At 71.6% G+C, this 13,847-nt stretch carries 13 protein-coding genes, 1 tRNA gene and 1 other RNA gene; 8 read left to right on the forward strand and 7 right to left on the reverse strand.

What is annotated here, in order from left to right; genetic code table 11:
- Positions 1–199: 199 nt before the first annotated feature.
- The 3 genes from purD to ffs all read right to left on the reverse strand — a co-directional run bounded on the left by purD (position 200) and on the right by ffs (position 3,925).
- Positions 200–1,453 (reverse strand): phosphoribosylamine--glycine ligase, encoded by a 1,254-nt coding sequence (purD, locus tag AB0M76_RS00460; protein WP_365950802.1) that lies wholly within the window; start codon positions 1,451–1,453, stop codon positions 200–202.
- Between the two features lie 60 nt (positions 1,454–1,513).
- Positions 1,514–3,760 carry a DNA polymerase III subunit gamma and tau gene (locus AB0M76_RS00465; RefSeq protein ID WP_365950803.1) on the reverse strand — a complete coding sequence of 749 codons (2,247 nt, stop codon included), beginning with the start codon at positions 3,758–3,760 and terminating at the stop codon, positions 1,514–1,516.
- Between the two features lie 66 nt (positions 3,761–3,826).
- An RNA gene (gene ffs / locus AB0M76_RS00470) (signal recognition particle sRNA small type) lies at positions 3,827–3,925 on the reverse strand.
- Between the two features lie 119 nt (positions 3,926–4,044).
- Here ffs and AB0M76_RS00475 point away from each other — a divergent pair.
- A tRNA-Ser gene (locus AB0M76_RS00475) sits at positions 4,045–4,132 on the forward strand.
- A 130-nt stretch (positions 4,133–4,262) separates the two neighbouring features.
- On the opposite strand, the gene AB0M76_RS00480 is transcribed toward AB0M76_RS00475, so the two are convergent.
- The gene (locus AB0M76_RS00480; RefSeq protein WP_365950804.1) at positions 4,263–4,691 is read right to left on the reverse strand and encodes a type II toxin-antitoxin system VapC family toxin; all 429 of its coding nucleotides are present in this window, start codon (positions 4,689–4,691) and stop codon (positions 4,263–4,265) included.
- Positions 4,688–4,975 carry a hypothetical protein gene (locus tag AB0M76_RS00485; protein WP_365950805.1) on the reverse strand — a complete coding sequence of 96 codons (288 nt, stop codon included), beginning with the start codon at positions 4,973–4,975 and terminating at the stop codon, positions 4,688–4,690. Before AB0M76_RS00485 ends, AB0M76_RS00480 begins: the two co-directional genes overlap by 4 nt.
- A gap of 359 nt (positions 4,976–5,334) precedes the next feature.
- Here AB0M76_RS00485 and AB0M76_RS00490 point away from each other — a divergent pair, with 359 nt between their 5' ends.
- Both AB0M76_RS00490 and AB0M76_RS00495 read left to right on the forward strand, forming a co-directional pair.
- Positions 5,335–5,550 carry a type II toxin-antitoxin system VapB family antitoxin gene (locus tag AB0M76_RS00490; RefSeq protein WP_183066302.1) on the forward strand — a complete coding sequence of 72 codons (216 nt, stop codon included), beginning with the start codon at positions 5,335–5,337 and terminating at the stop codon, positions 5,548–5,550.
- Positions 5,547–5,969: a PIN domain nuclease gene (locus AB0M76_RS00495; protein ID WP_365950806.1), complete on the forward strand. Its 423-nt coding sequence runs from the start codon at positions 5,547–5,549 to the stop codon at positions 5,967–5,969. The genes AB0M76_RS00490 and AB0M76_RS00495 overlap by 4 nt, the downstream gene beginning before the upstream one ends.
- 269 nt (positions 5,970–6,238) lie before the next feature.
- Here AB0M76_RS00495 and AB0M76_RS00500 read toward each other — a convergent pair whose 3' ends face one another.
- Positions 6,239–6,751, reverse strand: a complete 513-nt coding sequence (locus tag AB0M76_RS00500) for a PadR family transcriptional regulator (protein ID WP_365950807.1) — start codon at positions 6,749–6,751, stop codon at positions 6,239–6,241.
- Positions 6,752–6,842: 91 nt separating this feature from the next.
- On the opposite strand from AB0M76_RS00500, the gene AB0M76_RS00505 reads away from it, so the two are divergent.
- Positions 6,843–7,397 carry a hypothetical protein gene (locus AB0M76_RS00505; protein WP_365950808.1) on the forward strand — a complete coding sequence of 185 codons (555 nt, stop codon included), beginning with the start codon at positions 6,843–6,845 and terminating at the stop codon, positions 7,395–7,397.
- Positions 7,398–7,520: 123 nt separating this feature from the next.
- The gene (locus tag AB0M76_RS00510; RefSeq protein WP_365950809.1) at positions 7,521–7,925 is read left to right on the forward strand and encodes a helix-turn-helix transcriptional regulator; all 405 of its coding nucleotides are present in this window, start codon (positions 7,521–7,523) and stop codon (positions 7,923–7,925) included.
- A gap of 18 nt (positions 7,926–7,943) precedes the next feature.
- On the opposite strand, the gene AB0M76_RS00515 is transcribed toward AB0M76_RS00510, so the two are convergent.
- Positions 7,944–9,410 carry a helix-turn-helix domain-containing protein gene (locus tag AB0M76_RS00515; protein ID WP_365950810.1) on the reverse strand — a complete coding sequence of 489 codons (1,467 nt, stop codon included), beginning with the start codon at positions 9,408–9,410 and terminating at the stop codon, positions 7,944–7,946.
- 265 nt (positions 9,411–9,675) lie between these two features.
- Between AB0M76_RS00515 and AB0M76_RS00520 the strand changes: the two genes are divergently transcribed.
- The 3 genes from AB0M76_RS00520 to AB0M76_RS00530 all read left to right on the forward strand — a co-directional run bounded on the left by AB0M76_RS00520 (position 9,676) and on the right by AB0M76_RS00530 (position 13,819).
- Positions 9,676–10,503, forward strand: a complete 828-nt coding sequence (locus tag AB0M76_RS00520; RefSeq protein WP_365950811.1) for an FAD binding domain-containing protein — start codon at positions 9,676–9,678, stop codon at positions 10,501–10,503.
- Positions 10,500–13,292 carry a molybdopterin-dependent oxidoreductase gene (locus AB0M76_RS00525; RefSeq protein ID WP_365950812.1) on the forward strand — a complete coding sequence of 931 codons (2,793 nt, stop codon included), beginning with the start codon at positions 10,500–10,502 and terminating at the stop codon, positions 13,290–13,292. Before AB0M76_RS00520 ends, AB0M76_RS00525 begins: the two co-directional genes overlap by 4 nt.
- Before the next feature lie 80 nt (positions 13,293–13,372).
- On the forward strand, positions 13,373–13,819 hold the full coding sequence (locus AB0M76_RS00530; protein ID WP_365950813.1) for a molybdopterin-dependent oxidoreductase: 447 nt from the start codon (positions 13,373–13,375) through the stop codon (positions 13,817–13,819).
- The last annotated feature ends 28 nt before the right edge of the window (positions 13,820–13,847 follow it).

The raw sequence follows: 13,847 nt of genomic DNA on the forward strand, positions 1-13,847 counted from the left end.
AGTGCCGGAATGCTTGCGCCGCACCCTAGTTGGGGACCGTTCGGCAGTCAGCCGGACCGGGTGACCATCACCCGATGGAATGGCTTTGGGCAAAGGTGGGTGCGTTCGAACGCGGCCGGATGCACTCGCACGCGAACACGCGCGCGGGCCCGGGCGCACCGAGGTGCGCACCGGGCCCGCTTCGCGACTGCCCCGCTGTTCAGCGGCCTTCGGCCGCCTTGGCGGCAATGTCCGTACGGTGCTGGGATCCGTCCAGCCGGATCCGCGCGACGGCCTTATACGCCTTCTCGCGGGCCTGTGCCAGATCGGAACCGGTCGCCGTCACCGACAGCACGCGGCCGCCCGCGCTGACGACGGCTTCGCCCTCGCGCCGGGTCCCGGCGTGCAGGACGTACGCGTCGGGACCGTCCGCGGCGGCCACCTCGGCCAGGCCCTCGATCGGGTCCCCGGTGCGCGGGGTCTCCGGGTAGTTGTGGGAGGCGATGACCACGGTGACGGCCGCGTCCTCGCGCCAGCGCAGCGGCGGCTCGGCGTCCAGCGTGCCGTTCGCGGCGTTCAGCAGCACGCTCGCGAGCGGGGTGCGCAGCCGGGCCAGGACCACCTGGGTCTCGGGGTCGCCGAAGCGGGCGTTGAACTCGATGACGCGGACGCCGCGCGAGGTGATCGCGAGGCCTGCGTACAGCAGCCCGGAGAACGGGGTGCCGCGGTGGCGCAGCTCGTCCACGGTCGGCTGGAGGACGGTCTCCATGACCTCGTCGACCAGCTTCGGGTCGGCCCAGGGCAGTGGCGAGTACGCGCCCATGCCGCCGGTGTTGGGGCCCTCGTCGCCGTCGAGCGCGCGCTTGAAGTCCTGCGCGGGCTGGAGCGGCAGCACGGTGACGCCGTCGGTGATGGCGAAGAGGGAGACTTCGGGGCCGTCGAGGTACTCCTCGATGACGACGCGGTCGCAGGCGAGCGCGTGCGCGCGGGCGGCTGCCAGGTCGTCGGTGACCACGACGCCCTTGCCGGCGGCGAGGCCGTCGTCCTTGACGACGTACGGGGCGCCGAAGGCGTCGAGGGCCGCGTCCACCTCTTCGGGGGTGGTGCACACGTAGCTGCGCGCGGTCGGGACGCCGGCCGCGGCCATCACGTCCTTGGCGAACGCCTTGGAGCCCTCCAGCTGCGCCGCTTCCGCGGACGGGCCGAAGACGGGGATGCCGGCGGCGCGCACGGCGTCGGAGACGCCGGCGACCAGTGGCGCCTCCGGGCCGACGACGACCAGGCCGACGCCGAGCTCGGTGGCGAGGCGGGCCACGGCCGCGCCGTCGAGGGCGTCGACCGGGCGCAGCTCCGCCACCTCGGCGATGCCGGCATTGCCGGGAGCGCAGTACAGCGCGTTGACGTCGGGGTCGAGGGACAGAGAGCGGCACAGGGCATGTTCGCGGGCGCCGCCGCCGATGACGAGGACCTTCACGCCATGCAGCCTAGCCCGCGTGGCGGGATGTCTTTCGTGCGGCCACCCAATGAGACGGCCCTACTCGTTCGTGTATTCCTCTATGACGGTGGCTCCGAGCTCGCGCACGATGAGGTCGTGTCCGGTCAGGGCGCTCTCGACGAGGTCGGGATCATCCTCCTCCGGTACGTCGTCCTCGGGCGCGACCGGCTGAGGCGCCTGCTGTACGGGAGGCTGCGGCGCGGAACCGCCCTGCTGGGGCTGCTGCTGCGGCGGCTGGTACGGCTGCTGTGGGGCGGGAGCCTGCTGCGTCGGGGCCGGGGCGGCGGGCGGCGGGCTGTAGGCGGGCGCGGCCGGGGCGGAGTACGAGGACGGGGCCGGCTGGCCACCTCCCCCTCCCACCACGGCGTCGATCTTCCAGTTGACCTGGAACTGCTCGGCCAGGACGGCCTTGAGCACGTCCTCGCTGCCGCTGCTCGCGAAGTTGTCGCGGGCTCCGACGTTGGGGAAGCCGAGCTGCAGGGTCGTCCCGTCGAAGCCGGTGACCTGGGCGTTCTGGCTGAGCAGGATCCAGGTGAAGCGGCGGCGGTTCTTGACGGCCTCGAGGATGCCGGGCCACATCGCCTGGATCTGCCCGGCGCCGGCGGCCATGCCGGGCGACGGGGCGGCGGCGGCCGGGACGGGCGTGGGCCCCGGGGCGGCCGGAGCCGGGGCCGGGGCGGCGGCCGCGGGCTGGCCCGAGCCGGGCGCGGCGGCGCTGGGCCAGGCACCGGCGGCGGGGGCGGGGGCCGGGGCGGAAGCAGCCGGAGCCTGGGCGGAAGCGGCGGCTCCGGGCCAGGCACCGGGGGCGCCGCCACCGGGCTGCGCGGCCCCGGGCCAGGCGCCGGGCGCGGGGGCCGAAGCGGCGGGGGCCTGCACGGGAGCGGGAGCCGGAGCGGGAGGCTGCACCGCAGCAGGGGCCGGCGCCTGGACCGGAGCCGGGGCCGGCGCGGCCGGGGCCTCCGGCTCGGGAGCCCGTACGGCGGCAGCGGCGGCCCGCGCGGCGGCGACACCCCCGCCGGGCCCGGCCGGGGCCATGGCATGCGCCTCGGGCCCGGGCACGTAGCCCATGGCGGGCCCGCCGGCCGGAGCGGCGGCCATCCCGGGCATCCCGGCGGCGCCGGGGGTGAACCCGCTGCGCTCCAGCCGGTCGAGCCTGGCCTGGAAGGACCGTTCGTCGTCGAAGGCGGCGGGCAGCAGCACCCGGGCGCAGATCAGCTCGAGCTGGAGCCGCGGCGAGGTCGCGCCGCGCATCTCGGTGAGCCCGGTGTTGACCAGGTCGGCGGCGCGGCTCAGCTCGGCGGCCCCGAACACGGATGCCTGGGCCTGCATCCGCTCGACGACATCGGCGGGAGCGTCGATGAGCCCCTTCTCCCCGGCGTCGGGCACGGCGGCCAGGATCACCAGGTCCCGCAGCCGCTCCAGCAGGTCGGCGACGAAGCGGCGCGGGTCGTTGCCGCCCTCGACCACCCGGTCGACGACCTCGAAGGCGGCCGCCCCGTCCCCGGCGGCGAAGGCGTCGACGACGGAGTCGAGCAGCGACCCGTCGGTGTACCCGAGCAGGGAGGTGGCCATGGCATACGTCACACCGTCGTCGGCGGCGCCGGCGAGCAGCTGGTCCATGACGGACATGGAGTCACGCACGGACCCGGCGCCGGCCCGCACGACGAGCGGCAGCACGCCGTCCTCGACCTTGGCCCCCTCGCGCCCGCAGACCTCGCCGAGGTAGTCCCGCAGCGTGCCGGGCGGCACGAGCCGGAACGGATAGTGGTGCGTCCGGGACCGGATGGTCCCGATCACCTTCTCCGGCTCGGTGGTGGCAAAAATGAACTTGAGGTGCTCCGGCGGCTCCTCGACCACCTTCAGCAGGGCGTTGAAGCCCGCCGAGGTGACCATGTGGGCCTCGTCGATGATGTAGATCTTGTAGCGGCTGGCGGCGGGCCCGAAGAAGGCCTTCTCCCGCAGGTCACGGGCGTCGTCCACACCACCGTGCGAGGCGGCGTCGATCTCGATGACGTCGATCGACCCCGGCCCGTTGCGCGCCAGGTCCTGGCAGGACTGGCACTCGCCGCAGGGCTCGGGAGTGGGACCCTGCTCACAGTTCAGGCACCGCGCCAGAATCCGCGCGCTGGTGGTCTTTCCACAGCCTCGGGGCCCGCTGAACAGGTACGCGTGATTGACCCGGTTGTTCCGCAGGGCCTGCATCAGGGGGACAGTGACATGCTCCTGCCCGATGACCTCGGCGAACGACTCGGGGCGGTAGCGGCGGTACAGCGCAAGGGACGACACGTCTACGAGGTTATCCGGGCCCGCCGACAAAGACGTCCCGCCGACGGTCCTGCCGACCGTCCCGGAACGCAAAGCGCCCCCCACGCACCCGCCAGAGCCCACTTACCCTTGCTGCCTTCCGGCCCTGGGGGAGTTGGGTGAGATAGCGCCACGTGAGGGGCTGGGCCCCACCCTAGCCGATGAAAGCCCCCGGAATCGACCCGCTCCCGCCCCGGACCCCGCCCGGATCCCCTGCAGACGATCACGTTCGCGAGCACCCCTCAACGTCTTGTATTGTTTGCGGCGGAGGATTCGCCTAGTGGCCTAGGGCGCACGCTTGGAAAGCGTGTTGGGGGCAACCCCTCACGAGTTCGAATCTCGTATCCTCCGCCAGTGCCTCACCGGGCACTTGAAGGCCCCGACCGGGAAACCGGCCGGGGCCTTCTGCGTTCCGTGGTCTCAGTTCGAGTCTCGCTTATTTGCCTCGTAACCGGACGGTTCCGTGCGTTCCGGCCTCTATGGCCTATCCCTCGTACTCCCAAGGGTTCAGCAGGAGTGCGCCTGATCGCGCCAGATGCTTGATGTTGCGGCTCACCAGCGTCCAGCCGTTCGCCAGGGCGGTGGCGGCGATCGGCGCATCGGGGGGATCAATGCTGGTTCCGGCGCTCTTGAGCCTCCGGTGAAGAGCGAGGTAGGCGAGTGCCTCCCCCTCGCCGACTGCGGCAATCCGGTTGCGGTACTGATCGCGGATGTCCGTGAGCGCCCGCTCGAAAGCGGTACGCCGCACCGGATCCGATGTCCCCTCGACTCCTGCTTCGATCTCCGCGACCGTGATGACGCTCAGGTAGAGGGCAGGAGACGGAACCGAGCGAGCCCAGGCGACGACGGCCGGGGCGGGCTTCGGCCGGGTGGTGATCTCGGCGACCACATTGGTGTCGAGCAGATAGATCACTCGCCGTCCGCCGCATCGTCGTAGGACCGCTGCCCGAACTCCAGACCCTCGAACGGGGCCGCTGTAAGCCGCTCAAGGAATCCGTCGCTGCCCAGGGTCGCCCAGCGGGGAAGCATGTCGGGCAAGGCATCGATGTCGGTGTCGGCCAGCTCGGCATCGAAGTGCCCAAGCTGGTGCTCGGGCAGAGACTCCCGGATCTCCCGGATCGTCCGTAGCGGATGGGACTGTGGATGGGGCTCCTCGGGTCTGCGCGGCGGGAGCGGCAGATTCGGGGCAGTGCTCATGATCGGCTCCTCCACGCTGTGGTCACGGGCTCGTGCCTGAAGACCGCCCTAGGCCGGGCGGCCCGGGAGAGGGCCGGAAACGACCCGAATCCGAGCTTTGACGGGACCCATCCGCCGAGTCGCCGCCGACTGTGTCTGGCAGCCGCCCTCTGCCGGCGACAGCGATGCCCCTTGGGTTGAAACCAGCTGAACGAAGCTGTCGGTACCTGGAAGCCTGGTACCACCTACGCGGAACCGAACGCGTCTTCACGCTCTCCCGGATCCACAGCGTCATGCCCGGGTAGCACCCGGCGGCCCGACAGCCATGATGAACCTTGCGAGATACACTTGGTTCGACAATTGATATCCAGGAGGTGCGTATGAGTCGGACCGTCATCGATCTGGACGACGAGCTGGTCGCCGACGTGGCGAAGGCCCTGGGGACGAGCACCAAGAAGGAGACCGTCAACACCGCCCTGCGCGAGGTGCTGGAGAACCGACGCCGCGCCCTGGCGCTCACCCGGCTCCGGGCCGCGGCCGACGAGGGCGCTTTCGACCTGGAGCTGTTCGAGAACAAGAGGAACTACCGGCGGTGAACGCGGCGCAGTTCCTGATCGACACCAGCGCGCTCGCGCGCTTCATGCGCGGGGATGCGGAGCAGTACGGCTGGGACCAAGCGGCAGCCGCCGGTCTCATCGCCACCTGCCCCATCACCGAGCTGGAGTTCTTCTACAGCGCCCGGTCGGCAGCCGACCGGGCGCGCGCCATCGAGGACATGCGGCTGATCTTCGGCTGGGTTCCCGTCGACGACCGCTCCTACGACCGGGCCTGGCAGGTTCAGGAAGCCCTCACCAAGCAGGGGAAGCACCGCAGCGCCGGAGCAGTGGATCTCATCGTCGCCGCAACAGCCGAGCTGCAGGGTCTCACCCTCCTGCACCGCGACCACGACTTCGAGTGCATCGCCGCCGTGACCGGGCAGCCCCTCCAGTGGTACGGCCCGGAGGCCGGCAAGTAGGACCCGTGGTTGCAGTTCTGGTTGCATTCGCCTCCGTCCGGGCCCGTTCGGACTGCGGCATCTGAGCCACTCCGCCGCAGGTCAGGACGGGTGCGACCCCCGGCGGACAGGCGTACGAACATGTGGAAAGCATGTGGGGGGCAACCCCTCGCGAGTTCGAATCTCGTATCCTCCGCCAGTGCCTCACCGGGCACTTGAAGGCCCCGACCGGGAAACCGGCCGGGGCGTCTCACCTTTTTCGGCCGACGGTATCGGGCCGCGAATCATCGCTACCGGATCTGGCCGGCCGCCCACTCGGCCCACTCACGGCGCATGGCGTTGAACCGCAGGCCGTACTCCAGGGCGATCTTGCCGTGGACCGAGAGGGGGTCGTCGCCCCAGTCGATGGACTCGTCCAGCCGACGCAGGCCTTCGTACTCCTGCTCGGACAGCTCCATCAGCCCGGTGAGATAGCCCCGCGCCTGCTCGGGCGTGAGCACCCCGAGGAAGAAGACCCTCAGCAGGATGTCGCTGCGGGTGTTGCGCTGCGGCTTGGTCTCGGTCAGCCAGTGACGCAGTTCGGCCAGTCCCTCGTCGGTGAGGGTGTACTCCTTGCGCCCGCGCGGACCTTCCGCCGAGACGCTGATCATCCCGGCGTCGGCGAGCTTGGACAGCTCTGTGTACATCTGGCTCTGGGTGGCGGGCCAGACGTTGGCCAGCGAGGTTTCGAAGCGCTTGAGCAGGTCGTATCCGCTGGCCGGGCGCTCTGACAGGAGTCCGAGAAGGGCGTGTCGAAGGCTCATGCCCCTCACCTTACCTTCCACCCTTGACGTGTCAGTAATGGAACATCTATTTTCGACATGGCAGACCAGGAATAACAACCGGGGGTTTCCGATGTCGTACGTACGCACCTTCCTCCCGTGGATCGTCTTCGCGGTGCTTCCGTCCGGCCAGTGGCAGTGGGCCGCGCTCGCCGGTCTCGTCGCAGCGGTGGCGGTGACCGTCCAGCAGCGCCGGGCCGGGGCCGGCTTCGACGCGCTGATCATCGAGATCGGCTCCGCGATCTTCTTCGCGGCCCTGACGGTCATCGCGTTCGCCGACCCGCACTCGGGCGTGCACGACTACTCGGCGGCCCTCTCCTCGGCCACGCTGGCCCTCATCGCCGGGGTCTCACTGCTCGTGGGCAAGCCCTTCACCCTGGGCATCGCCAAGCGCAGCACGCCCCGCGAGGTCTGGGGCCTGCGGCCGTTCATCCGGACCAACGTCGTCATCACCGCCGTGTGGACCGCGGCCTTCACCGTCACGGCTGCCGCCCTCGCGGCCCTCGCCCACGCCGGCCACGGCCACTCGATGTCCGCCACGCTCGTCCAGGCCGCCGGGTTCGTCGTCCCGATGCTCTTCACCGTCCGCTACGTCGCCGCCGTGCAGGCCAAGACCGGCGCTCGCTGAACACCGCCGCCGGGCCGCGGGCCGCCAGGCCGCGGGCCGCCAGGCCGCGGGCCGCCAGGCCGCGGGCCGCCAGGCCGCGGGCCGTTGGACCGCGGGCCGTTGGACCGCGGGTAGGGTGCGGGCGTGCCGTTGTACTCGATCGGGCAGGCTGCGGGCCTGCTGGGCGTGAGCGCCGAAACCGTGCGCCGCTGGGCCGACGGCGGGCGGCTGCCCGCCCGCCGCGCGCCCGACGGGGCGCGCGCCGTCGACGGCGTGACGCTGGCCGCCTTCGCCAAGGAGCGGGCCGGGGTGCCGCAGCCTCAGCCGCCGGCGGGCAACGGCAAGGCCACGTCCGTACGGAACTCCTTCGTCGGGATCGTCACCGCGGTGCGGGTCGACGACGTGGCGGCCCAGGTGGAGATCCAGTCGGGCCCGCACCGGGTGGTGTCCGTGGTGACGCGGGAGTCGGTCGAGGAGCTCGGGATCGCGGTCGGGGTGAGCGTCACCGCGCGGGTGAAGTCCACCGAGGTGTACGTCGATCTGCCGTGAACCGCGAGCCGTACGCCGTCAGCCGCAGCGCAGGGCCGCGTAGAGGTCCAGCTTGTGGTCCAGGCGGGACAGGTCTCGGCCCGTGAGGGATTCCACCCGTTCGATCCGGTAGTGCACCGTGTTCACGTGCAGGTGCAGCGCCTCCGCCGTGCGCGTCCAGGAGCAGTTGTTGGCCAGGAAGACTTCCAGGGTCTCGCGCAGCATCCCGTCCCCGAGTGCCCCGAGCGTCCGTGCCGCGTAGACCGCCCGGACCTCCTCCGGAACCCCGGACAACAGGGTGGCCAGGGTGTCCAGTTGCTCCACCGCGCGGACCGCAGTGGCCTCGTCCGTCGCCGTCAGGGCGAAGCGGGCCTGGTGCATCGACGCGCGTAGTCCCTCGGCTCCCGAAGCCCGCGCACCCGCGCCGAGCCGGAGGTCCGCGTCCGGGCCGCCGCACGCCTGGAGCAGCGGCCAGACCGAGCGGAGCCGGCCCGGGACGTCGACCGCCGCGTCCTGGTCCTCGTACAGGACCGCGACCGAGCGCCCCACCGCGTACGGGACGTCCTCCAGGTGGGCCAGCGCCTCGGCCAGGGCGTCGCCGTCCGTCGCCGCGAGCACCCGGTACGCGCCCCCCGCCGGGAGGCCCGTCGGGAGTCCTGCCGCGGCCAGCGCCTCCTCCAGCGCGCCCGGGTCCGCGGCCGGCCCCTCCGCGTCGAGGAGTGCGGCCAGCTCCCGGCCCGCCGCGCGCACCGCGCCGGTGCGGCGCGCCTCGCCGTCGCGGTACTGGGCGAAGATCTCGGCGATCTCGTGGAGCACGCGCGGGGGCGCCGCGTCCGCGTCCGGCACGTGCAGCTGCCAGGCGTCGTACGGGGTGCTCTCGGACTCGATGCGCAGCGAGAGCCCCTCGCGCATCGCGCCGGCCCGCTGGGCCGGGATCGCGGGCGCGGAGGGGGTGCGGGCCACGGTGCGGCCGCTGGCGGTCATCAGGTAGCAGGCGACCTTGCCCAGGTGGGCGCAGGCCCGGTCCAGCAGCTCGGCCGGTCCGGCCCCGCCTTCGAGGAGGCGGCTGAGCTCGCTGCGCACGTTCTCGGGAAGCGCGAAGAGCCGGGTCGGACGGCGGCTCAGATCGCCCCACTGGCGCAGGTAGACCGCCTCGGTGACCGCCCGGAAGCTGGTCTGCGCGGGCACGGCCACGAGCGGTACGCGGTAGGCGCGGCAGGCGGCCACCAGCTCGTCGGGGACTCGGCCGTGAGTCTCCTCGCCGGCGAGCAGGGCGGTGGCCCCGGCCTCGGCGAGCGCGGAGACGAATCGATCCGCCTTGGCCAGGTCGCCGTCGGCCCACCACACCAGACCGCTGAGCACGAGTTCTCCGGGGCCCAGGAAGCGGCGCGGGTCCTCCAGGTCGGTGGCGGTGACCCCTCTGACCTCCTGGCCGAGAAGGGCGTCCTCGCCCCAGAGCAGGGTGAGGCCGAGGTTGTCGGACTGAAGCAGGTCGAGGACGTGCATGGCGGGGACTCCTTGCGGTGGGTGGCAGCCCACATCGGCCACATTCGCCAGGCGAATACGAGGAACACCATCGTAAATGCAAGGACAAGTGCCTGGTTAGCCTCTTGGTCGATCATCCAGGGCGAACCGCCCGGAGTCCACCCGTTTCCGTGTCCGGCAACAGTCGTCCCGGCCCCGCCCCCGTTGCTTCACTGACTGGAAACGCACGGTATCCCCGGGGCAGCCGCATGTCCCCGCGTCAGGCCAGAGAGGCCGGTGGCTCACCTTGGACCTCAACACGGTGCTCGACGTGCGCGACGCACGCCGCCGCGAACCCTGGCGCCCCGGCGACGCCTGGCTCGGCGGCGGCACCTACCTCTTCTCCGAGCCCCAGCCCCACATCCGCCGTCTGGTCGACCTCTCCCGGATGGGCTGGCCGCCCCTGTCCTGGCAGCCCGACGGCTCCCTCGACATCGCCGCCACCTGCACCATCACCGAGCTGTCCCGGTTCGGCCGAACCCTGCCGGCCACCGCCGCCCCGCTCATCGAGCAGTGCTGCCGCGCCTTCCTCGCCTCGTTCAAGATCTGGAACATGGCCACCGTCGGCGGCAACCTCTGCAACGGCCTCCCCGCCGGCCCGATGATCTCCCTCACCGCCGGACTCGACGGCACCGTCTCTCTCCAGGGCCAGGACGGCAGCACCCGCCGCATGCCCGTCGCCGACTTCATCCGCGGCGCCGGCGTCAAGGACCTGCGCGACGGCGAGCTGCTGCGCTCGGTCCGGCTGCCCGCCCGCTCGCTGGAGTGCCGTACGGCCTTCCGGCAGGCCTCGCTCTACGGGCTCGGGCGCTCCGGGGCCCTGGTCATCGGCACGTCCGACCCCCAGGACGGCTCCTTCGCCCTCACCGTCACCGCCGCCACGACCCGCCCCTTCCGCTTCTGGTTCGCGCTGCCGCCGACCGCCGCCGAGCTGCGCGAGGCGATCGACGACACCGTCCGGCCCGACGAGTGGTTCGACGACATCCACGGCCTGCCCGACTGGCGGCGGCACATGGGCCTGCGCCTGGCCGAAGAGATCCGCCGCGAACTCACGCTGGAGGAGGTTTCCCGATGAGCTACGAGATCGAGATCAACGAGCAGCGTTTCGAGGACGAGCCGCGCGCCGGCCAGTGCCTGCGCACGTACCTGCGCGAGGGCGGCTGGTTCGGCGTGAAGAAGGGCTGCGACCAGGGCGACTGCGGGGCCTGCACCGTCCACGTCGACGGGCAGCCGGTGCACAGCTGCCTCTACCCGGCGGTTCGCGCCGAGGGCCGCTCCGTCACCACCGTCGAGGGCCTGGCCAAGCCCGGCGGGGAGCTCCACCCGGCGCAGCAGCAGTTCCTCGACGCCCAGGGCTTCCAGTGCGGTTTCTGCACGGCCGGGTTCCTGATGACCACCTCCGCCCTCCAGGCGGAGCAGGGCACCGCCCACGACGACGGCAAGCTCGACGACCTCCCGCGCGCCTTCAAGGGCAACATCTGCCGCTGTACGGGCTACCGCGCCATCGAGGACGCGGTGCGCGGGGTGAAGCACACCGAGTCCCCCGAGGCCGGGCAGGCCGTCGGCAAGTCCCTGGGCGCCCCCGCCGGCCCCCTCGTCGTCACCGGAACCGCCCGCTACACCTTCGACGTCGAGGTGCCCGGCCTGCTCCACATGAAGCTGCTGCGCTCCCCGCACCCGCACGCCCGCATCGTCGACATCGACACCCGGGACGCCCTCCAGGTCCCGGGCGTGCACGCCGTCCTCACCCACCACGACGCCCCCGACCGGCTGTACTCGTCCGCCCGCCACGAGCACCCCACCGAGGACCCGATGGACACCCGCGTCCTGGACGACGTGGTCCGCTTCGTCGGCCAGCGCGTGGCGGCCGTCGTCGCCGACAGCGAGCAGGCCGCCGAGGAGGGCTGCCGTCGCGTGGTCGTCACGTACGAGGAGCTCCCGTACGTGATCGACCCGGAGGAGGCGATGCTTCCGGGCGCCCCCGTCATCCACCCCAAGGGCCCCGAGTCGGGGATCTTCCGTGCCGAGAACAACGTGTGCGGCGAGGTGCACAACACCCTCGGCGACATGGAGAAGGGGTACGCGGAGGCGGACGTCGTCCACGAGGAGACTTATCTGACCCAGCGCGTGCAGCACGCCAGCCTCGAGACCCACGGCAGCGTCGCGTACTTCGAACCCAAGGAGGAGGGCGACGGCGAGCGCATCACCGTCCGCTCCTCCACCCAGGCCCCGTTCCTGACCCGGCGGGCGCTGTGCGCCCTCTACGACCTCGGTGAGGACGAGGTCCGCGTCGTCGCGGGCCGCGTGGGCGGCGGGTTCGGTGGCAAGCAGGAGATGCTCACCGAGGACATCGTGGTCCTCGCCGCCCTGAAGCTGCGGCGCCCGGTGAAACTCGAATTCACCCGGGCCGAGCAGTTCTACGGTGCCACCACCCGCCACCCCTTCAAGATCACCATCAAGATCGGCGCCAAGGCCGACGGCACCCTCACCGCGCTGCGCATCCGCGTGCTCTCCAACACCGGCGCCTACGGCAACCACGGCCCGGCGGTCATGTTCCACAGCGTCGGCGAGTCCTTCGCCGTCTACAAGGCGCCGAACAAGGAGGTGGAGGCGTACTCGGTCTACACCAACGGCGTACCGGCCGGCGCCTTCCGCGGCTACGGCCTCGGCCAGGTCCTCTTCGCCCTCGAATCGGTGATGGACGAGCTCGCCATCAAGCTCGGCATGGACCCGCTCGTGCTGCGCGAGAAGAACGTCATCGGCGCCGGCGACCACATGGTGACCCCGATCGGCCACGAGGAAGACCTGTTCATCGCCTCGTACGGGATGAAGCAGTGCATGGACGTCGTACGCAAGGCCATCGCCGAGGACCGCAGCCACGAGGACGTCCCCGAGGGCTGGCTCACCGGCACCGGATCGGCCGTCGCCATGATCGCGACCGGCCCGCCGGGCGGCCACTTCGCCGACGCCCGGGTCAGCCTGCTGCGCGACGGTACGTACGACATCGCGGTCGGCACGGCGGAGTTCGGCAACGGCACGACCACCGTCCACAAGCAGATCACCGCGGGCGCGCTGAACACCACGGTCGACCGGATCACGGTCCGCCAGTCGGACACGGACGTGGTCCGCCACGACACCAGCGCCTTCGGCTCGGCCGGCACGGTGGTGGCGGGCAAGGCGGTGATGCTGGCGGCGGGCTCCCTCGCGGAGCGCCTCCAGACCTTCGCGGCCCGGCATACGGGCGTGGCCCGGCACCTGTGCAAGCTCGAGGCGGAGGCCTTCGACTGCGCGGGCCGCATCGTCACGCTCAAGGAGCTGTACGAGGCCGCGTACGACAAGGGCAAGCTCGACGAGATGGCCGCGGACGGCCACTGGGGCGGCTCGCCGCGCTCGGTGGCCTTCAACGCGCAGTGGTTCCGCCTCGCCGTGGACCCGGACACGGGAGAGATGAAGATCCTCCGGTCCGTCCACGCGGCCGACGCGGGCAAGGTCATGAACCCGATGCAGTGCCGCGGCCAGGTGGAGGGCGGCGTGGCCCAGGCACTGGGCGCGACGCTGTTCGAGACCGTACGGGTGGACGAGCGCGGGGAGGTGACCACGGCGGCGTTCCGCCGCTACCGGCTCCCGCAGTACGCGGACGTCCCGCGTACGGAGGTCCACTTCATGGAGACCTCGGACGCGATCGGCCCGCTGGGCGCCAAGTCGATGAGCGAGAGCCCCTTCAACCCGGTGGCCCCGGCGTTCGCGAACGCGCTGCGGGACGCGACCGGCGTGCGGTTCACGGAGATGCCGGTGACACGCGACATCGTCTGGCGGAAGGTGAACCAGAGGTTGCAGGACCTGCAAGGACAGAACACACGATGAAGCCACATCTGCTGGTTGTATCAAGCCATCAACCTTGCAGATGAGGTTCCGGAATGACGGGCCCCGGGCACAATCTGCACATGGCCAAACTCATGCTGCACGGAGATCTGGACCACCCGGCGACCCTGAGCGTCGCGGACCTGCGGGACTGGGTACAGCACCGGGCCCAGGTCACGTTCGACTGCGCGACGAACGGTCCGCAGCACCATGTGTTCGAAGGCGCGCTGCTGCGCGACGTGATCGCGGGCGCCGGGCCGTCCTTCGACGCGCACCGGCGCAAGGACCGAAGCCGCTTCCTGCTGGCGGTCAGCGGCGGGGACGGACACCACAGCGTCCTGTCCTGGGCCGAACTCGACGCGGACTTCGGCGACATCCCGGTGCTGCTGGCGACCCGCCTCGACGGCGAGGACCTCGACGAGGCGGGCGCGCAGCTGGTGGTGCCGTCGGACCGGTGCGGGGCGCGCTACGTCAGCGCGGTCACGCACGTGTGGTTCGGCGCGCTGTCGCCACCGAACCTCGGGCTGTGAGGGCAGGCTCAGGCGGTCACTCAGGCGG

Source organism: Streptomyces sp. NPDC051364 (genome assembly GCF_040682115.1).
Taxonomy (GTDB): domain Bacteria; phylum Actinomycetota; class Actinomycetes; order Streptomycetales; family Streptomycetaceae; genus Streptomyces.